At 57.9% G+C, this 18,132-nt stretch carries 19 protein-coding genes; 12 read left to right on the plus strand and 7 right to left on the minus strand.

The features are described 5' to 3' along the window. Positions 1 to 67: 67 nt before the first annotated feature. Positions 68 to 3,151 carry an N-6 DNA methylase gene (locus CSING_RS04850; protein WP_052471386.1) on the minus strand — a complete coding sequence of 1,028 codons (3,084 nt, stop codon included), beginning with the start codon at positions 3,149 to 3,151 and terminating at the stop codon, positions 68 to 70. A gap of 1,008 nt (positions 3,152 to 4,159) precedes the next feature. On the opposite strand from CSING_RS04850, the gene CSING_RS04855 reads away from it, so the two are divergent. Continuing rightward, on the plus strand, positions 4,160 to 4,960 hold the full coding sequence (locus tag CSING_RS04855; protein WP_042530194.1) for a Bax inhibitor-1/YccA family protein: 801 nt from the start codon (positions 4,160 to 4,162) through the stop codon (positions 4,958 to 4,960). A gap of 612 nt (positions 4,961 to 5,572) precedes the next feature. Then, on the plus strand, positions 5,573 to 5,818 hold the full coding sequence (locus CSING_RS04860; protein ID WP_042530196.1) for a hypothetical protein: 246 nt from the start codon (positions 5,573 to 5,575) through the stop codon (positions 5,816 to 5,818). A gap of 31 nt (positions 5,819 to 5,849) precedes the next feature. Here the strand turns inward: CSING_RS04860 and CSING_RS04865 are convergent, their stop codons facing one another. Next, on the minus strand, positions 5,850 to 6,503 hold the full coding sequence (locus CSING_RS04865; RefSeq protein WP_052471387.1) for a GntR family transcriptional regulator: 654 nt from the start codon (positions 6,501 to 6,503) through the stop codon (positions 5,850 to 5,852). A gap of 46 nt (positions 6,504 to 6,549) precedes the next feature. Here CSING_RS04865 and CSING_RS04870 point away from each other — a divergent pair, with 46 nt between their 5' ends. From CSING_RS04870 to CSING_RS04895, 6 genes are all read left to right on the plus strand, one after another. After that, on the plus strand, positions 6,550 to 7,356 hold the full coding sequence (locus CSING_RS04870; RefSeq protein ID WP_236684038.1) for an HpcH/HpaI aldolase family protein: 807 nt from the start codon (positions 6,550 to 6,552) through the stop codon (positions 7,354 to 7,356). 15 nt (positions 7,357 to 7,371) lie between these two features. Continuing rightward, complete coding sequence (locus CSING_RS04875) at positions 7,372 to 8,175, plus strand: carbon-nitrogen hydrolase family protein (RefSeq protein ID WP_042530203.1); 804 nt, start codon at positions 7,372 to 7,374, stop codon at positions 8,173 to 8,175. Continuing rightward, positions 8,168 to 9,262: a TRAP transporter substrate-binding protein DctP gene (dctP, locus tag CSING_RS04880; RefSeq protein WP_201773968.1), complete on the plus strand. Its 1,095-nt coding sequence runs from the start codon at positions 8,168 to 8,170 to the stop codon at positions 9,260 to 9,262. The genes CSING_RS04875 and dctP overlap by 8 nt, the downstream gene beginning before the upstream one ends. Next, entirely contained in the window at positions 9,255 to 9,767 is a 513-nt protein-coding gene (locus CSING_RS04885) for a TRAP transporter small permease subunit (protein ID WP_042530207.1), read from the plus strand. The genes dctP and CSING_RS04885 overlap by 8 nt, the downstream gene beginning before the upstream one ends. After that, the gene (locus tag CSING_RS04890) at positions 9,764 to 11,098 is read left to right on the plus strand and encodes a TRAP transporter large permease (protein WP_042530209.1); all 1,335 of its coding nucleotides are present in this window, start codon (positions 9,764 to 9,766) and stop codon (positions 11,096 to 11,098) included. Before CSING_RS04885 ends, CSING_RS04890 begins: the two co-directional genes overlap by 4 nt. A 156-nt stretch (positions 11,099 to 11,254) precedes the next feature. After that, complete coding sequence (locus tag CSING_RS04895) at positions 11,255 to 11,800, plus strand: hypothetical protein (RefSeq protein WP_236684039.1); 546 nt, start codon at positions 11,255 to 11,257, stop codon at positions 11,798 to 11,800. A 92-nt stretch (positions 11,801 to 11,892) separates the two neighbouring features. Here CSING_RS04895 and CSING_RS04900 read toward each other — a convergent pair whose 3' ends face one another. From CSING_RS04900 to CSING_RS04910, 3 genes are all read right to left on the minus strand, one after another. Next, on the minus strand, positions 11,893 to 12,150 hold the full coding sequence (locus CSING_RS04900) for a hypothetical protein (RefSeq protein ID WP_042530212.1): 258 nt from the start codon (positions 12,148 to 12,150) through the stop codon (positions 11,893 to 11,895). A gap of 46 nt (positions 12,151 to 12,196) precedes the next feature. Then, positions 12,197 to 12,718, minus strand: a complete 522-nt coding sequence (gene greA / locus CSING_RS04905) for a transcription elongation factor GreA (RefSeq protein WP_042530214.1) — start codon at positions 12,716 to 12,718, stop codon at positions 12,197 to 12,199. 103 nt (positions 12,719 to 12,821) lie between these two features. After that, positions 12,822 to 13,313 (minus strand): DUF4307 domain-containing protein, encoded by a 492-nt coding sequence (locus tag CSING_RS04910; RefSeq protein WP_042530216.1) that lies wholly within the window; start codon positions 13,311 to 13,313, stop codon positions 12,822 to 12,824. Between the two features lie 92 nt (positions 13,314 to 13,405). Between CSING_RS04910 and mca the strand changes: the two genes are divergently transcribed. The 3 genes from mca to CSING_RS04925 are packed head-to-tail and all read left to right on the plus strand — an operon-like array spanning position 13,406 to position 15,380. Beyond that, complete coding sequence (mca, locus tag CSING_RS04915; protein ID WP_042530218.1) at positions 13,406 to 14,296, plus strand: mycothiol conjugate amidase Mca; 891 nt, start codon at positions 13,406 to 13,408, stop codon at positions 14,294 to 14,296. 3 nt (positions 14,297 to 14,299) lie between these two features. Continuing rightward, positions 14,300 to 14,593, plus strand: coding sequence for a hypothetical protein (locus CSING_RS04920; protein ID WP_042530219.1), 294 nt, complete (start codon positions 14,300 to 14,302; stop codon positions 14,591 to 14,593). A 16-nt stretch (positions 14,594 to 14,609) separates the two neighbouring features. After that, complete coding sequence (locus tag CSING_RS04925) at positions 14,610 to 15,380, plus strand: isoprenyl transferase (protein WP_042530221.1); 771 nt, start codon at positions 14,610 to 14,612, stop codon at positions 15,378 to 15,380. Here the strand turns inward: CSING_RS04925 and coaA are convergent. After that, positions 15,377 to 16,303 carry a type I pantothenate kinase gene (gene coaA, locus CSING_RS04930; protein ID WP_042533172.1) on the minus strand — a complete coding sequence of 309 codons (927 nt, stop codon included), beginning with the start codon at positions 16,301 to 16,303 and terminating at the stop codon, positions 15,377 to 15,379. The two genes, CSING_RS04925 and coaA, sit on opposite strands and share 4 nt — an antisense overlap. A gap of 147 nt (positions 16,304 to 16,450) precedes the next feature. On the opposite strand from coaA, the gene glyA reads away from it, so the two are divergent. Beyond that, positions 16,451 to 17,752 (plus strand): serine hydroxymethyltransferase, encoded by a 1,302-nt coding sequence (gene glyA, locus CSING_RS04935; RefSeq protein WP_042530224.1) that lies wholly within the window; start codon positions 16,451 to 16,453, stop codon positions 17,750 to 17,752. Here the strand turns inward: glyA and CSING_RS04940 are convergent. After that, entirely contained in the window at positions 17,749 to 18,081 is a 333-nt protein-coding gene (locus tag CSING_RS04940; RefSeq protein ID WP_141741459.1) for a DUF5997 family protein, read from the minus strand. The two genes, glyA and CSING_RS04940, sit on opposite strands and share 4 nt — an antisense overlap. Between the last annotated feature and the right edge of the window lie 51 nt (positions 18,082 to 18,132).

An 18,132-nucleotide genomic window follows, 5' to 3' on the forward strand; every position in this document is an offset into this window, starting at 1 on the left:
GAACAGGGATGAGAGAATTTTATAGTACCCCGGCATTGCGCTTTTCTTTACTACTCACCCCCACTTTCTAGTCGTCCTCGCCCAGAAGGTTTTTCACGGCGACGTTCATTGGCTCGGTGATCCCGGCCTTGGTGAGCGCGTCGCGCACGAGTCGACGGTGTTTCTGGAAACCATAGGCACCCGCGTCCACTCCAGCTGCGACTTCCTCGGCTTTCGTCGCGAGATTAACCAACCGCATGTGTAGTGGGTCAGCTGGGTTGAACTTCGGGATCGGCAACCGCCACACGTTCTTGTCGAAATCACGTCCACCGAACAAGCCACGGGACTGATATACCGCCACCATCTCGGTTGTTACCGGCGCGTTAAGAATCGCGGTAAGGTACCTCGCTTCTTCTTTACCGTTAGCTGGCATCCAGTACAGCTTGTGCTCGATTACTGCTCGGGGGTCAGCGATTCGAGCAGCAGCGACAGTGTTTCCGGATGCGCTGTAGAGCACACGATGCTTTACAGCGTTGAGCTGCTTCGATAGCTTGCGCTGGTAATCCAAGTTACCCATCAAGGACAGCTTGGATTGTTTGGTCTTGTTGTCCTCCCAGCGCTGGGAGACGTCACGCCACCAGTCCCGCACACTGTTATCCGCGTTGTCGATCTGTTGCTCGTCCATCAACTGCTGGCGCTCAATGGGCAGCACCGCCCGCCACGGCTCCAATAGTCCGAAAGGGACAAGTGTGGAGCCAAGGTGAACGTCGAAGATGTACCTACTGGGCAGAGTTGCTGACCAGGATGGTTGGGACTTCCACGGTTCTTTTTCCAGCGAGGTGCGGTAGGACTCCACTGTGGTGGTTCCTTGTGTTCTGCCTAGTCGGGAGGTGGTTTGAGTCTGCTCCTCGACGAAAAACAGCATCCGGGGGAAGATCGTCGCTCCGTTGACGACGACCTCGTTGTAGGGGGAGCGGTCGCCAGCATCGGTGCCCAGTTCGACGTTTTTCGCCTCGGTGATTGTCAACGCCTCGTAGGTGGCCGGCCAGTCGTTTCGGACGCGCAGGCCTGACAGCACCTTCTTGGTGGGCGGGAACCCACAGGCGGGTTCCTCGCTGCTCTTGGTGGGGTCATGGAAGGTATGCCTCGTGCCGAACACCACTGCTGAGGGGACGGGGAAGAACCCGCGCGGGCGCATCTTGTCCAGGTCCCATGTTTCGGTGAACTCACCGCGCAGGTACGTCCCCCATCGCCCGGCCCGGAAGCCTTCGTAGGCTTTCCGCGACAAGACGGCCAGTGGGGTGACGAAGCCGAAGGTTCCGCCGTCGTTGAGGTACTTGGCCACACTTCGGGTGATGAACAGTCCCACCAGGTCTTGTTGGGTGGCGACCGCGCCACCGTGCCATAGGTTGTAGCGGTTGGCGAAGGCTCGGTATTTCTCCTGAAGATCGGGGGTCATGTACCGATAAGCCACCCACGGCGGGTTGCCGATGAGTACATCGACTCGCCTGCCGGGCATGGACAGCCAAAGGGGGCGAACCTGGTTGCGAATGTAAAAGCCCCAGATACTGTCACGGCCTTCAGCATTGAGGTCGCACAGGGTGGCGAAAGTATCCGCCAGGAGGGTGTAGTCCGCGGTGCTCGGGGCGATCCCGAACCTCTTGAGCACGGAGTCAACCTCCGGGCGCGGGGCCGTGGGGTCAGTGTGTTCCTTGGCCCGGTCGGTCATGGCAGTGACCAGCTGGTCGAACGTGTCCGTATCGCCTAGCGAGTTCAGCGGGAAGGCCAGGGTGCGGGCGATGGAGAACAAGGTGGCGTTTTGAACATCGGCCAGGTCAACACCTTCGGTGTTAATGGTAAAGACGTTTTCCTCATGGTCGCCGGGTTGGTACCACTGCATGGAGTCCCCCAGGTGCACCGGTACCCACACGTCCCCGCGGTCGTGGAGGTGCTCGCCGAGCGCGAGCAAGTAGGTCACACGAGCCAAAAGCACGGACACGGGGTGGATGTCGAGGCCGAAAACGTGGCTTTGAACGTGTTCGACGATTGTTGGAGAGTCCCACCCAGCGGCTTCGGCGGCGGTGATGATCCGCCGGATTGCTTGGAAGAGAAACGTGCCTGAGCCGCAGGCTGGGTCGAGGGCGGATTGTTCCAACGGTTTATCCAGAACCTTGGCAGTGACCCCTTCGGCTAACCAATCGGGGGTGTAGTACTCGCCCATGCCTTTGCGCACATCGGCGTTGATGACCGACTCGTAGAGGATTTTCAGCGCATCGTGGTCAATGTCTGACCAATCGAACATTTGAATGCGTTTCACGATGCGAGAGAGGTACTTTTGTCCTCCCTCGGCAAGAAGAATCCAGTCGAAGAAGCCGGACTCAATAACGTTGTAAATTCCGGCTTGCCGGAACTCGTCACCACTAAGCAGGCGCTCAGGGTGCTGGAGCAAGTCGTCAAGGGGAAGCCCCATCACCGCGTGACCGATCACAGAGGCTTCAACCACTAGCAGAGTGTGATCGATGAACAGTTTGTTGTTGTCCGTATCGAAGCCGGTACCCAGCGCACTACGCAGCAGGCGTGCCCACAGGTCGCGTTTTAATCCCACAGTTGGGTTGGTGCGGACTTGGGCGTACAAATCCAACAGATAGGCCACGTCCTGGCTGTAGGCGGGGGAGGAGGCTCCAAGCAGGCTTTCAATATTGGCGTGGGTGGGGGTGATGTTGCTACGAGTAGCTAGCACGGCTTGGAGCCATTCGACAAGACCGACCTCGGTGGCTCCGGAGGAGAGTTCGAAGGTACTGCGCCGAGCAAAGGAGCCATCGGCGGGGGACTGCTCGAACAACCACCAGGTTTTCCCGTCGGTGAGGATTCCGTTATAGCGGGAACCATCTTGACTCATACGGGTGGTGACGTAGCCAGCGAGTTGATTGATGTAGTCAGCATCGGCGATCTCGTTGGTGAGTCGTTTTTTCACTTCGATGACAGTAGCGCCGGTAGCGATATCGATTCGCCGACGAGAGCCGTCACCGATCTGCTCTTCCAACCGCGGGGTATCCAGGTCGAAGTCGGCAGTGATCAGTAGGGTCTTGATGTCGGACTGAATATCGGCTTCAGTGCGCCCAGTGGCGTCTGGAGCCGCCAGGCGAGTAATCAGTGATTGTGGTGTGGTCATGGCTTTCTAAGATGGGTAGGTAAGTCTTAGTTGTTGATTCTTTCACGACGCGCCCTCAACAAGGACTAATTAGTGGCAGCCAAATCTCTGATTTGGGCGGCAGCCCAACGAGCCGTCAGGCGAGGCGGGAGTATAAACCGTAACCCACAAAATGCCGTTTTGTCGACTGATCAGTTAGGGATATAGATCTACAGGGATATAGTTATAAGCCACCTGGGAAAATAGGTAAACCCGCAGGTGAACCCCCGTGGCCGGCTTCAAGGCAATTAGCCCAATTGTATCCATAGGATAGACTGCTTAAGATGCTGTTGCCCCGTGGAGATAAGGTCGGCACTCCGCTGGCTTTGAAGGGCCTCTCCGTCTCAGGTATCGTAGCACCACTGGGAATAGCCGACGGTGCTGTTAGACCATCGTGCAGACCAGGTATGCCCCTTAAGGCATTCAACAACGGGGCCCGATTGGGACCGGCTCAGATAGGACCGGCTCAGACAGGACCCGCTCGGCTATGGCTTTTTCGATTTCAGAAAGGCCTGGTTCAGGTCGAGGTTCTTCGGGCAAGACTGATGGTTCGGCGGAGTCAGTTGTTCGTGTAGCTTTAGCACTCGAGGATTCTTCGGTGGTGCTCGTGATGTTGGTGCTAATTGGGGTGGGTTCGGGTCAATGCTTTATCCGCTCTGGATAGTGCAATAGTGGTAAACACAAAAGGAAGCTTTTTCAAGCGGGTTGTCCTCTTTCAAGAGAAAAGGTCATCTGCGTGAAGCGTAGGTCGTTCCAGTTGGTGTGCGAGGAGCAAATCTAAGACTGATAGCTACAGGCACCCACTATTGCTGCGTCTATCAGCCAAGCCAGTGTTTGTCGGCGCATCACTGTTAAGTGTAGATAGTTTTGCGAGTTTTGAGATTCTTGGGAACTTCCGAGCAATGGGGAACGTTGATCCCAATGAAACAACAAACAAGGCGGCTTGGAAGGCCGCTTTTGAGAAAGACTGTGAAAGGAATCGGGATTCGCGTGCGTTCTAGCAACCCTGTGATGAATTCTCTCTCGTCCAGCCAAAGCCAGGTCCAGGGTAATCCATACGGTCAGAGCGACAACCCATTTGGCCAGGGAAACCGCACCACTGATCGTCCGTTGACCGTCGATGACGTGGTGACCAAGACTGGCATTACTCTTGGCGTCGTTATCGCCATGGCCGTGATCAACTTCGCCATCGGCGAGTTGATCAACCCGGGTATTGCGATGATTCTTACCTTGGTTGGTGCGCTGGGCGGTTTCATTACTGTTCTCGTCTCAACGTTTGGCAAGAAGTTTGGTTCCGCTGCGGCGACGTTGATTTACGCCGTGTTTGAGGGCCTTTTCGTGGGCGGCTTCTCGCTCATGTTCGCTGGCGTATCCTTCGGTAACTCCGATGGTATGGCGCTTATCGGTCAGGCCATCATGGGCACTGTAGGTGTATTCATCGGCATGCTGATGGTCTACAAGACCGGTGCGGTCAAGGTCACCCCGAAGTTCAACAAGATCATGTTCGGCCTTATTGCCGGTGTGGCAGTGTTGGCGCTGGGTAACATGCTGGGTGCTATTTTCTTCGGCTTCAACCCGCTGCGTGATGGCGGCATGCTCGCCATCATCTTCTCCCTTGTCTGCATCGTCTTGGCTTCGCTGTCCTTCATGACGGACTTTGACCAAGCTGATCGCCTTATCCGTCAGGGCGCTCCGGCTCAGTACGCCTGGGGTATCGCTCTTGGTCTGGCTGTGACCTTGGTCTGGCTCTACACCGAGATTCTCCGTCTGCTGAGCTACTTTAGGGACTAATCAGTCTCATAACGCTATTGCGAACCGGTGGCCGGAACCACAAAGATTGTGGTGCCGGCCACCGGTTTCTTTTGGACGACGAGCCCCTTTTGTTGAGCGCAGCGGAATCCCTGATTTGGAGGGAAGATATTGCAGCAACTGCAATGGTTGGCACACATGTTCATAGTAAGTAGTGATTGATTGTGTATCGATCTTGTGGTGGTTGATAGTCATCGCTCCCGTGCGACGTGGATGGCTGTGAGGTTAGTTATGCTTGCACAACCAGGGGATGGGTTGGTGGTAATGGGCTGAATGTTCGATTTTTGCGCCATTGGGGACGTTGGGCTGCGGTGAAAATGAGTGGTGAGCATTCGCTGGCAGTAACTCAACTGGGTTGCGTTGATCATGCCCCTGGCCCAGTAGTGACCTTGCTGACCCCGAGGACGAGGCCCAAGACACCGGGGCAAGGTAGTGGTAGCCAGCGCGCTGCCGACGAGCCAAATGTCGGTGATGCCGCACCGCGTACTGAGGCCAAGCTCTTAGCTCCCCTCGACCCTATCGCAGGCTGTGGCACTCCCAAGTGCGACGGACGTAGAAGAACTCCTCGACACCCTGGACGATAAAGACCCCTAGGTGGAATTGTCCGCAACCTGGACAGGCGAGGACGATGGAAGTGAACGCAGCGCTGTTGCGCTCATGGTGCACCTGGAAGCTGGCACCCTTGATCAACCGCACCTAGTCTGGCTGCGCGTCGATGATGGCTGGGTAGCTATTAACCCAGGTACTGTCGAAGAGTCAGGTGGTAAAGATAATCTGGCATTGACGTGCAGCAATATCACCGCCCAGGCCGTGCACTGCCTGACCGCCGGTTCTTGGTAGCATCACGCGGCCAGGTGGGGTGGGGGAGTAGTTAGCCCGTGCTGAGTGCGTTGATGACTTCGGGGACATCCATGAGGTGTTCTTTCAGGCAGGTCAACGCGGCATCTATGTCGCGCTCACGCAGGGAGGTAAGGATTTTGTGGTGCTCTTGGTTAATCGTGGCCGCGCGGGCGGGGGATTCTTGGATGGCTCTAATGGCGATGCGCACATGGAGTGAGCGCAGGGATTGATAGAGGTTATAGAGGGTTGTGTTGCCGGCGGCTTTGACGATTTCTGCGTGAAACTCCTGGTCCAGGCCACCAAAGGCTACCCAGTCGTCGTCTTCTTTGGCTGCTTGCTGCTGGCGCGAGATAGCATCGGCGGTTGGTGGGATGGGCAGGCAGTGGTCGCAGATGCGCCGCATGGCGGCTGATTCGATGACGAGGCGGGTTTCGTAGACTTCGCGCAGATCAACAACGGTGATTTTCTTAACTTGTGCGCCGCGTCGGGCCTCCAGTTCGACGTAGCTGTCTGCTTGAAGTCGGAAAAGCGCCTCTCTGATGGGGGTGCGGGAGACACCCGTTTCGGCGACCAGGAATTGCTCTTCGAGGATCATGCCGGGCAGGTATTTACCTGCGAGGATGTTCTGGCTAATGAGATTAAAGGCTTTGTTGGCTGCGGAGATTCTAGGTGCTGGTTGGCTCACGTTTTTTCCTTTGGTGGTTGACAAGATTCTATAACACTTCTAGTCTATGACCCACGACACAATCGATGTATACACGAAGTATACCGCACACTTTGGAGGAATTATGACCCATGCCCCAAACACCGCCGTCTGGCTCACCGAACCCTCAGCCGCCGCAATCGAAATCGCGAAAATCGCAGGCTACGACACCATCGTCCTGGATGTAGAGCATGGCCCCTACTCTCTTCATGCACTCGACTGGATGCTCCCACTAATCAACGCCAACGACATGACCTCCATTGTCAAAGTCACCGGCCCTAACCGTGAAGCCATCCAACAAGCCCTCGATCTCGGAGCCGACGCAGTAGCAATCCCACACATCGAATCCGCCGACCACGCCCGCGCCATCACCGCCTACGCCAAATTCCCCCCACTCGGCCAACGCTCATTCGCAGGTGGACGTACCTCCTCCTACGTCGGCTTCACCAACGCCTGGGTCACAGACCAAGACACCAATACCAAGTGCTACGCCATGATCGAAGATGCCACCGCATTTGACGAAATCGACGACATCCTCGCTCTCGGCACCGTAGACGGCGTATTCATCGGCCCCTCCGATCTGTCTATGTCACGGGGTCACGGCGCATACGAGCCCCAAGGTCAAGCCCTCGACGACGTAGCAACCATCGCTCAGGCCGCCAACAATGCCAACAAGCCCTGGATACTGCCAGCCTGGTCTGAACAAGAAAAGAAACTCGCAGTACAACACGGCGCACACACCATCATCGCCACCATGCAGTTCGGAGTACTTCTCAGTGGATTCGAACAAGCCGCACAACAAACCACCGACATCATCAACGCCAACAACAACTAACCAGGAGCACCCACCATGACCACAGTCGCAGTCGCCCAATTCGGCCCCACCACCGACACCACCACCAACCTCGACACCATCACCACCTTGGCCACCGAAGCCAAAACCAACGGCGCAGATCTCGTAGTCTTTCCTGAATACTCCATATTCACCAACCCAATCGTTGACCACACATTCATCGACAACGCCGAACCACTCGACGGCAACGCCGTAAAAACCATCACCGCCCTAAGCGCTGACCTAGGCATCGCCATCATCTTCGGCATGAACGAAAAAGTTGAGGACAAAGAAAAAATCCACAATACCCTCCTAGGCATCAACAACGGCGAAATACAAGCTGTCTACCGCAAAATCCACCTCTACGATGCATTTGGAGTTACCGAATCCGCTGTCGTCGAACCAGGCGCCATCGAAGAACCCCAACTGTTCACCGTTGGCGACCTGATCATTGGCCTGCAAACCTGCTACGACCTGCGCTTCCCAGAAATCAGTCGCCGACTCCTCGACGCAGGTGCAAACACCATCGCCCTGCCCGCAGAATGGGCGCCCGGCCCGCAAAAGGAATACCACTGGGAAACCCTGCTACGCGCCCGCGCCATCGAAAACACCGTCTTCGTCATCGCCGCCGACCAAACCCAACCCCACGGAGTCGGCCACAGCACCATCATCAGCCCCTCCGGTGTCCCCCTAACCTCCCTCGGTCCTACCCCAGGTACTGCCCAGACCACCATCAACATGGCAGAGGTTAATGCTGCCCGCACCACCAACCCCGCCATCCACCTACGGAGGTTTAGCGTCAAGGCAGGCACCAATGCCTAAAAAGCCAGCCCGCACGCTCCTAGCCACCCTGACAGCAGTAACACTGTCACTAGGGCTAAGCGCGTGCGCAGACAACCAAGACACCTACGAGCTGCACTACGCCACCTACTCCAACTCAGTCTCCGACCAATCCAAAACCGTCCAAGCCTGGGCCAAACGAGTAGAAGAACTCACCGGCGGGGCAGTAACCGTGCGCTTTCACTATTCCCAGAGCCTCATTGGAGCAGATGAAGCCGCCAACGCCATCGTCGATGGCCGCGCCGACATCGCCCAAGTCGCCTCCCTCTACTCTGCCTCCGATCTTCCCATGTACACCGTAGCGGAACTACCCTTTGAAACCCAAAACCCACACGCTCACATGCGAGCTGTTCAACGCATGTACGAAGAAAGCGCAGAATACCGCGAAGATTTCGACAAACGCGGCACCCGCCAACTCTTCCCACTCCCCGTCGGCGTAGCCGTCCTCGGCACCACCACACAAGTCACCGGCAGCGATGACCTGACCAATAAAAACATCCGCTCCGGCGGCCTTGTCGCCCAGGTCATGCAGCAAGGCGGGGCCAACCCCGTGGCCATGACCGCCACCGATGTCTACGAATCCATGGAACGTGGCATCATCGACGGCTACACCTCTCTGGGAATGTCCAACATGCCCACCTTTGGCCTGGCAGAAAACACCAACTACATCTCCAACCCAGGAGTCGGCCTTTACGGCTCCTCACTGGTGGGCATGAGCGAAGACCTCTTCGACAAAATGCCGGAGAACTACCAACAAGCCCTACTCCAAGCCTCAGAAGAAGCCATCAACATTGGCCTCAAAGAGCTCGATAAAGAGGGCACTCTAGCCTGCGCCCTCGCAAAGGACGTAGGTACAGAATTTATCCGCTGGCCCGAAGACGAAATGGCCGCACTCGAAGAAGCCAGCACCGTCGTCGACGAATGGATCTCACGCAACGAGTCACGCGGCTACAACGCGCGCACCGTCATCGACGACTACCGGCGAATCTTGTCCGAAGAAGAAGACAACTCCACCTACAAAGACGCACTCGACCAGTGTATCGACAATGAGGTGAACACACATGAATAAGTTCATGCCCTTAATTGAGAAAATCTCTGGCCTCCTGAGCATGATTGCCGGCGTTGCCATCCTCATTTCCGGTGCCCTGACCGTGGCAGATGTAATAAGCCGCACCACTGGCAACGGCTCGATCCTTGGCGTATACGAGATCACGACGCTGACCCTGGTGGGCATCGCATTTCTTGGCCTATCGAGAGCCGAACTGTCCGGCACACATGTCTCAGTTGACCTCGTAGAAGCCAGCCGTAGCTCACGTACCCGAAAAATCTTCTCCATCATCCGCCTGGCCATCATCACAGTTCTGGCCGTACTCCTGCTGTACGGGATGCTGGGCGAGGCGTTTAGTGCGTTTGAGCGTAACGACACCACCAACGACCTCCTGCGGCTGCACACCTGGCCAGCTAAAGCCGTCATCTTAATCTCATTCGGCCTGTTCTTTATCTCCGCGATAGGCAAAGAAATCGGCTTCCTGACCAACACCACCATACCGACTGCTAAGGAGGACGTGTCGTGACAACCGAAGTAATTCTCATTGTCGCCGGAGTAGTTATCCTCTTCCTGGTCCTACTAGCAATCCGGCTCCACGTTGCACTCTCGCTTACCGTAGCCGGGCTCGTCGGTACAGCTCTACTACGCAGCCTGGATGCAGCGGTGGGAACAGCCTCCAACGCGCCATTTTCCGTCGCCGCCGACTACGCGCTAACTATCATCCCGCTGTTTATCCTCATGGGGATCCTTGCCGTGAACGCAGGACTAGCCGATGCGGCCTTTAACCTCGCCTCGAAATTGCTCACCCGCCTACCCGGCGGCACTGCACTAGCCTCAATCGCTGGTTCGGGTCTATTCGCAGCCGTCACCGGCTCAAGTGTGGCCACCGTGGCCACCATGGCCCGCATCTCAACTAACGCCATCGTCTCGGCTGGGCACTCCATCAAACTCGCCGCAGGCGTGGTCTCAGCAGGCGGCACTCTCGGCGTTCTTATCCCACCATCAATCGTCCTCGTCCTCTACGGAGTCGTCACCAACGAATCCATCGGCGACCTGCTTATTGCCGGAATTATCCCTGGACTTATCACCATCGCCGCCTACAGCATCATCGCTATCCTGGTGGCCCACTTCGAGAAAAACCCAGACACCACCGTCCTCGACGCTACCAACGACAAAGCCGAGAACGCCCTGACCTCCCCGAAGCTTGACCTACTCGGCGTGGGCTACCTCGCGGTTATCTTCTTAGCCTCAATCGGAACCATCTACCTCGGCGTGGCCACCCCGACCGAGGCAGCCTCCTTTGGCGCGATTGTCGCATTTATCATCTTCTTCCTGCGCACCAAACCACCGCAATGGCTCGCGCAGCTGAAAGAAACAGCCACCGAAGCCGTCGGCCTGACTGCGATGACGTTCTTGCTCATGGCCGGGGCGGGAGTATTTACCTACTTCCTGGCACTGTCCGGTGCCTCTAGCACACTGGTCTCGAACGTTGTAGAGGCAGATTTCCCGCCCTACCTGGTCTTAGTGCTGTGCCTGCTCCTGCTGATTCCACTGGGAATGTTTCTCGATGGCATCTCCATGGTTTTGATTGCCGCACCACTGCTGCACCCTATTTTGACTGGTTACGGTTTCGAGGGTGTATGGCTAGGCATCTTGATCGTCAAGGTTGCTGAGATGGCACTGATTACCCCACCTGTGGGCATGAACGCCTTTGTCTACTCCGGGGCCGTCCCGGAAGCAGGTCTCGTCACCGTATTTAAGGGTATTGTCCCATTTATCCTGGCTGACATTGCGGTCGTTGCCATCTTGATTGTCTTCCCTGAACTGGTATCTTTCCTTCCCAACCTGACAGGCTAACCCACGACACGCGCCACTCGATTTCCGTTAAAGACCCACCCCACACAGCAGGCGCGGGGATAGCCCCCTCAACCATTCGGTTCCAGCCAGTTTTTATCAGGTCCTCCCCGCAGCGGCGGGGAGGAGCCTCAGGTTAAGGTTTTTAATTCCTCATGCGTGGTATCCTTCCAGCTTCTCGGAGGAATTGCGGGACTCAATGGTCGTTTGCCGGAGGCATCAGCGAATCCAACCACTTCCGCGGCGGGCTTGGGCGGCTTGAATTCCTCCTTCGGCGGGCTGCAGACCGGAACGCATCCGGTACTCGGTGGACTTCCCGGGGCCGTAACAGGGGCTGGTCAGCAGCGGGAGGGGCGGGCGTCGCTAAGCGGCAATGGCCTCCTGGGCGGTAATGCAGGCAGTGGTGCCGTTGGTGTGGGTGGCATGGGCGGCGTGGCCGGTCCTGGTGCCGTCGGCAACGCCGGTGGTGTCGTGGGTGCTGCCGGCGGAGCGCACGGTGCGAAGCCGGGTGTTGGCAATTCCCGTGGTGCGGGGATGCGCATGATGCCGTTGATGGGTGGGATGGCACGTGGCGGCGATGGTGAACGGCGAATCAAATCCGTTACCACGCAGGTAGAGCGCGATCCCAACCGCCGCGACCTATTAGGCGAAGCCCCTGCGGTGCTGCCAGGGGTTATTGGGGATTGGGCCCGCGAAGAAAACTAGGTGTAAGGCGGTGGAGGGGAAGTGCCCTCAAAACGCTAAAAGCGGCGCCGGATTATTCGGGGCGCCGCTCTCGCTTTAAGATGCCGTTGAGCTTACTGCTGAACCGGGGCAGTGGTGTATTCAGCCGGAGCTACCGCGGTCTCGGTGGCAGCTTCGGTGCCAACGACGTCGGTGGCATCTGCAGACTCGGAGGATTCGGCTGCGCCGGCTCCCGGGGCCTCGCCCTCGAAAGTAGCGGCGGTTTCAACCTTCTCGGAGGAATCTTGCTGGCTCGGCGGGTGGCACGCGGCGAGAGTGAGACCAGCAGTAACAGCCACACCAGCGGCTGCGAAACGAGTGAACTTCTTCATGGGTGTAACTCTTTCTCAGAAATACAGTGACGTAGAGCAGTATAAATTAGGACTGGCGCGGCGTGGCGGCCTTTGCAGAATCATACGGTGCAGCAGAAACCACGGTCACTGAAATGGTCTTGCCATTCGGTGCGGTGTACTCGCGGGTCTCGCCTTCAGACGCGCCAAGCAGTGCAGCACCCAGCGGGGACTGCTCGGAGTAGGTCTCCAGATCCTTGTTGTCGGAAGCGGCGGCGCGGGTACCGATGAGGAAGGTCTCGCGGTCCTCTTCGTCGCCGTTGTAGTAGACGTGGACAACGGAGCCGATGTCAGCAACGCCCTCCTGCATAGCGGCACGCTCGGTGGTGGAGTTAGCCAGAACCTCGGAGATCTGCTTAATGCGGGCCTCTTCCTGGTCCTGCATCTCACGCGCGGCGTCGTAGCCGGCGTTCTCCTTGAGGTCGCCCTCCTCGCGGCGCTCGTTAATTTCAGCGGCGACGACCGGTCGGTGGTCGATGAGGGCCTGCAGCTCGGCCTCGAGCTTGGCCTTGGTTTCCGGGGTAATATACTGCTTCTGCTGCTCAGCCATGGTGCAACCTTCCGTCTACGGGTAATTTTTTCAACGAATGGGCGCAAAAGCGCAGGTGGTGCAGCCCATTCAGAACGCTCAACATACTAGCATAGCTGGGCTTTTAGCTATGGGTTGCCGCACCCTCGAAAGTGACGTTGTCCATCGAATCGATGTCCAAGTACGAAGGAATATTGCCGGAGCAGCCGTAGGCGCCACCGGCGACGGCGCGATGGTTTGTGGGGATATCGATAGCGATGCGCTGTGCGTCGTCACCGCCGGCAGGGACCGCTATTTCGCGGCGGCCGACTTCAGCCTTGGAGTAATCGAAGGCCTGGACAATGCAGTAGGCAGGTTCTTCAACGCGGTTACGGGTGATATCAACCCAGACGCGGGCGGTATCGTCAGAGATGATTTCGTGCGAAACATAGGAAATGTGTGCGTTGACCTTCTGCTGTGTCTGGAAATACCGTATGCCGAAGACGATGAGAGCGATAAACGTCGCTGCAAAAATGAGGACGAGTGCCCGGTTTGTCCACGAGCCCTTGTTCTTTGGTGCGGAACCGTAGCGGGATTGGGAACGGGAGGCAGGGCGAGCAGAACCGGCAGAAGACATGAGTCTGATTCTAACCAACCTTCGTCAATAACAAACTATCCACTAGACTAGGCCCTTGTTTAAGACGAATATTGAGGGAGATGTATCACCCAGTGAGCACTAAGCGCCTGCTAGCTATTCACGCGCACCCGGACGATGAATCGTCGAAGGGCGCCGCCACTACCGCAAAATATGCGGCAGAAGGTGCAGAGGTCCTCGTGGTCACCTGTACTGGTGGTGAGCGCGGAGACATCATTAACCCCGCGATGGATCGCCCTGGCGTGCTGGAAAACATCGGGAGCATTCGCCGAGAGGAGATGGCTGAGGCGGCCGCGGCGTTAGGTATTCAGCACCGCTGGCTTGGCCACGTCGATTCCGGTCTTCCGGGCAATCCGCTGGACCCCAACATCAAGAAGATGCTCCCGGAGGGCTGCTTCGCGCTCAAGGAGGATGATGAGGTGGCTCAGGAACTCGTGGAGATTATTCGCGAGTTCAAGCCCCAGGTCATCATCACCTATGACGAGAACGGTGGCTACCCGCACCCGGATCACCTCATGGTGTACCGCTCCTCCATCATCGCGTGGGACAAGGCTGGGGATGAGACCTACCACCCCGAACTCGGCCAGCCGTGGGAGCCCAAGAAGCTCTACTACAGCCACGGGTTTGTGTACCAGCGCATGAAGATCTTCCATGACCTCCTCATTGAGGAAGGCAAGACCAGCCCTTATGAGCCGATGCTCGCGCGGTGGGACACCACCTTCGGTGACATCATGGCGCGCGTCACCACGCAGGTGGAGTGCGCCGATTATTTCCAGAACCGTGAGGATGCATTGCGTGCTCACGCCACCCAGATCGATCCTGCAGGAGCCTTCCTGGCCACTCCTGTCGATATTCAGCAACAGTACTGGCCCACGGAGGAATTCGAGCTGGCTAAGACGCGTGTGTCCACAGAGCTGCCCGAAAATGATTTATTTGCGGGAATCCCGGAAGTAGGGGAGTCTTAAAGCATGAACGCTTTGTACTTCGCGGCACACGACGTCGCCCTGCTCGCCCAGGGAGCACAGAGCGGGCCTGTGGGCCCGGAGTTTGGTAAGGCCTCGCCCATCGGTCTGCTCATCCTTGCACTTATGGGCGTGGCAGTACTGTTTGCTGGTTGGAACTTCCACCGCCGCTATTCGCGCTTCCGCCGTCGCACCATGTTTGCACAGGACCACGGCATTGATCCCTTCGATGACGAGGCTGTTGATGCCGCCATGAAGGAAGCCGGCATCCTCGATACCAGTAAGAAGTCCATCTTCTAAAGCGGAGGGCGAGACCGTGAATATCCTTAACCAAGCGCTTTACCCTCTCTACGAGGCGCGCCTGACGCGCGAGATTAAGGGCAAGCCGCAACCGCGCCACGTAGCCATCATGGCGGATGGTAACCGCCGGTGGGCGCGCGAGGCCGGCTTCACGGACATTAGTCACGGCCACAGGCAAGGCGCGCGAAAGATTAGTGAGATGATTTCGTGGTGCCACGGCACCGACATCGAAGTCGTTACCATTTACTTGCTCTCCACCGAGAACCTGAAGCGTAGCCAGCAGGAAGTGCAGCTGCTTTTCGACATTATTTCTGATGTGGTTACTCACCTATCCCAGGGAGACCTGGACTGCCAGATTCGCCTCGTAGGCCACCTAGATCTGCTCCCCGAGAAGGTCACCGAGAAGATGCGCTGCGCCGCTGAGGCTACGGAGGACCATAAGGGCGTCATCGTTAACATCGCCGTGGGCTACGGCGGGCGTCAGGAGATTGTCGACGCCGTCCAAAACCTCATCCGCAGCGAAGCCCAGAAGGGGCTGAGCGCGGAGGAAATTGCGGATACGGTGACCGCGGAGGCCATCACCGGGAACCTCTACACCAAGGGGCTGCCAGATCCGGATCTGGTGATTCGCACGTCCGGTGAGCAGCGCCTGTCAGGCTTCCTGTTGTGGCAGGCTGCCTACTCCGAAATCTGGTTCACTGATACGTATTGGCCTGCCTTCAGGCGCGTCGATTTCCTGCGCGCCCTACGCGATTATTCGCAGCGCTCGCGCCGCTTCGGACGCTAAAGCTTTCGCATTCGCACCCGGTCCACCAAGTGGTGGGAACCCTTGCATAGCACAAGCGACGCACGTACGCGGGTGGGCAGGATGTTTTCAATGAGGTTGGGCAGGTTAATGGACTGCCAAATTTCACGTGCCTGCTCATAAGCTTCGTCATCTGTCATGTCGGCGAAAGACGCGAAGTGTGCGCCGGGCTCGCGGAAGGCGGTATGGCGGAGCTTGAGGAAGCGCTCAATGTACCAGTGCTCAATATCGTCGACGCGGGCGTCAACGTAGACAGAAAAGTCAAAGAGATCGGAGACCATGAGTGTTGGCCCGGTCTGCAACACGTTAAGTCCTTCAAGAATGAGGATGTCCGGCTGATGAACCTCTTGATACTCATCCGGAACGATGTCATAGGACACGTGCGAGTACAGCGGTGCTTTCACCAGAGGCTTGCCGGACTTCACATCGGTGACAAAACGCATCAGCGCCCGTCGATCATAGGATTCCGGATATCCTTTGCGCTGCATCAGACCGTGCTCTTTGAGATAAGCAGTGGGGTAGAGGAAGCCATCCGTGGTGACGAGATCCACCTTGGGGTGGGAGTCCCAACGCTGCAGCAAGACTTGGAGAAGACGCGCCGTCGTGGACTTACCTACAGCGACAGAACCGGCCACCGCGATGACGAAGGGTACGTGCGTGGGCGGATTGCCTAAGAAGCCTTCGGTAGCAGCAGTGAGCTCCTGGCGGGCCTTGACCTGCATGTGGATGAGACGAGACAGGGGAAGATAAACCTCGGCCACCTCCGTGAGGTCGATGCGGTCACCGATGCCGCGTAGCTTCTCTACCTCAGTTTCCGTCAACACCTGCGGCATGGATTTTCGCAGGGCGCGCCACGTATCGCGGTCAAAATCGAGGTACGGGCTCGCATCGGTCATTCGCGCCATGCCGACCATTGTTCCACTCGCGTATCCCGGGTGTGCAAATTGGTGCGAATGAAAAGTCCCCCGCGCGGGGGAGGCGGGCATTAGGATGTAGAACAAGCTTCGGCGATATTTCTCAGGACCATCTTTAAGAAGGGACTTTACGTTTCCATGACCACTCCGAATTCTGCTGACCTGCGCTACCAAGAGATGCGCGAGCTCGACCCCGAGGTCTTTGACGCCATCAACGGTGAGATTGCACGCCAGCGCGGCACCCTCGAGATGATCGCTTCCGAGAACTTCGTCCCGCGAGCGGTGTTGCAGGCGCAGGGCTCCGTCCTCACCAACAAGTACGCGGAGGGCTACCCGGGCCGCCGTTACTACGGTGGCTGCGAGCACGTGGACATCGTCGAAGACTTGGCCCGTGACCGCGCTAAGTCCCTTTTCGGCGCTGAGTTCGCCAACGTTCAGCCGCACTCCGGAGCCCAGGCCAACGCCGCTGTTCTCGGTTCCTTGATCAATCCGGGCGACAAGATCATGGGCCTGTCCCTTGCCCACGGCGGACACCTTACCCACGGTATGAAGCTCAACTTCTCCGGCAAACTTTACGAGGTTGCAGCTTACGAGGTGGATCCGGAGACCATGCGTCTGGACATGGACAAGGTCCGTGAGCAAGCCCTGGCTGAGAAGCCGCAGGTCATCATCGCCGGCTGGTCAGCCTACCCGCGCACCATCGATTTCGAGGCTTTCCGTTCCATTGCCGATGAGGTGGGGGCCTACCTGTGGACGGATATGGCACACTTTGCCGGTCTCGTCGCTGCGGGCTTGCACCCGTCCCCAGTCCCGCATTCCGACGTTGTGTCCTCCACCGTGCACAAGACCTTAGGCGGCCCGCGTTCCGGCCTCATCTTGGCCAAGCAGGATTTCGCGAAGAAGATCAACTCCAACGTCTTCCCAGGCCAGCAGGGCGGTCCGCTCATGCACGTTGTGGCAGCGAAGGCTATCGCGCTGAAGATTGCTGCTACCGAGGAGTTCAAGGAGCGCCAGGAACGCACCCTCGAAGGTGCACGGATTCTTGCTGAGCGCCTCACCGCTGAGGACTGCACCAAGGCTGGCGTGGACGTGCTCACCGGCGGCACCGATGTACACCTCGTCCTCGTTGACCTGCGCAACTCTGAGCTCGACGGCCAGCAGGCAGAGGACCTCCTCCACGAGGTCGGCATCACCGTCAACCGCAACGCAGTGCCGAATGACCCGCGTCCGCCAATGGTCACCTCGGGCCTGCGCATCGGTACTCCGGCCCTGGCTACCCGCGGCCTGGATGCCGCCGCGTTCACTGAGGTCGCCGACGTAATCGGTACGGCACTGGCTAACGGTAAGAACGCGGACGTCGCCAAGCTGCGCGCCCGCGTTGAGAAGGTCGCCGCGGACTTCCCGCTGTATGACGGCCTTGAGGAGTGGAAGCTGGTTTAGGCTTCGCTGTCATTCTCCGAGCGCTCCTCGGCGTGGGCTTTACGAGCGGCTTCAAGCCACTCGGGCATTGCGCCGAGGAGTTCTTTGATCTCTGCGGTGGTCAGCGGGCGGTCCATATCGTTCTTTTTCAGAGCGGTCACGGAGATGCCCAACTTTTGCGCCACGACGGGGCGTGGGTGCGGTCCCTCACGACGCAAGGTGGCCAGCCACTCGGGCGGGTTCTCCTGGAGATCTCGCAGCTGCGCGTGGGTTACAGCGTTAGCCTGAAACTCTTCCGGGGTAGCGGGAAGGAAAATGCCCAGCTTCTTTGCGGCGGTCTGCGCGCGCATGGCGGTGCCGGAAGGTTCGGTCGCATTATCAATATTAGGGGTATCAGTCAC

The sequence above is a fragment of the Corynebacterium singulare genome (assembly GCF_000833575.1).
GTDB lineage: Bacteria > Actinomycetota > Actinomycetes > Mycobacteriales > Mycobacteriaceae > Corynebacterium > Corynebacterium singulare.

Excerpts from the sequence above, each read along its gene's own strand:
- CSING_RS04920 (WP_042530219.1), top strand. The coding sequence starts at position 14,300 with ATGAACGCTTTGTACTTCGCGGCACACGACGTCGCCCTGCTCGCCCAG.
- CSING_RS04940 (WP_141741459.1), bottom strand. The coding sequence starts at position 18,081 with ATGCGCGCGCAGACCGCCGCAAAGAAGCTGGGCATTTTCCTTCCCGCT.
- CSING_RS04910 (WP_042530216.1), bottom strand. The coding sequence starts at position 13,313 with ATGTCTTCTGCCGGTTCTGCTCGCCCTGCCTCCCGTTCCCAATCCCGC.
- coaA (WP_042533172.1), bottom strand. The coding sequence starts at position 16,303 with ATGGCGCGAATGACCGATGCGAGCCCGTACCTCGATTTTGACCGCGAT.
- CSING_RS04875 (WP_042530203.1), top strand. The coding sequence starts at position 7,372 with ATGACCACAGTCGCAGTCGCCCAATTCGGCCCCACCACCGACACCACC.
- greA (WP_042530214.1), bottom strand. The coding sequence starts at position 12,718 with ATGGCTGAGCAGCAGAAGCAGTATATTACCCCGGAAACCAAGGCCAAG.
- CSING_RS04870 (WP_236684038.1), top strand. The coding sequence starts at position 6,550 with ATGACCCACGACACAATCGATGTATACACGAAGTATACCGCACACTTT.
- CSING_RS04850 (WP_052471386.1), bottom strand. The coding sequence starts at position 3,151 with ATGACCACACCACAATCACTGATTACTCGCCTGGCGGCTCCAGACGCC.
- CSING_RS04900 (WP_042530212.1), bottom strand. The coding sequence starts at position 12,150 with ATGAAGAAGTTCACTCGTTTCGCAGCCGCTGGTGTGGCTGTTACTGCT.
- dctP (WP_201773968.1), top strand. The coding sequence starts at position 8,168 with ATGCCTAAAAAGCCAGCCCGCACGCTCCTAGCCACCCTGACAGCAGTA.
- CSING_RS04885 (WP_042530207.1), top strand. The coding sequence starts at position 9,255 with ATGAATAAGTTCATGCCCTTAATTGAGAAAATCTCTGGCCTCCTGAGC.
- glyA (WP_042530224.1), top strand. The coding sequence starts at position 16,451 with ATGACCACTCCGAATTCTGCTGACCTGCGCTACCAAGAGATGCGCGAG.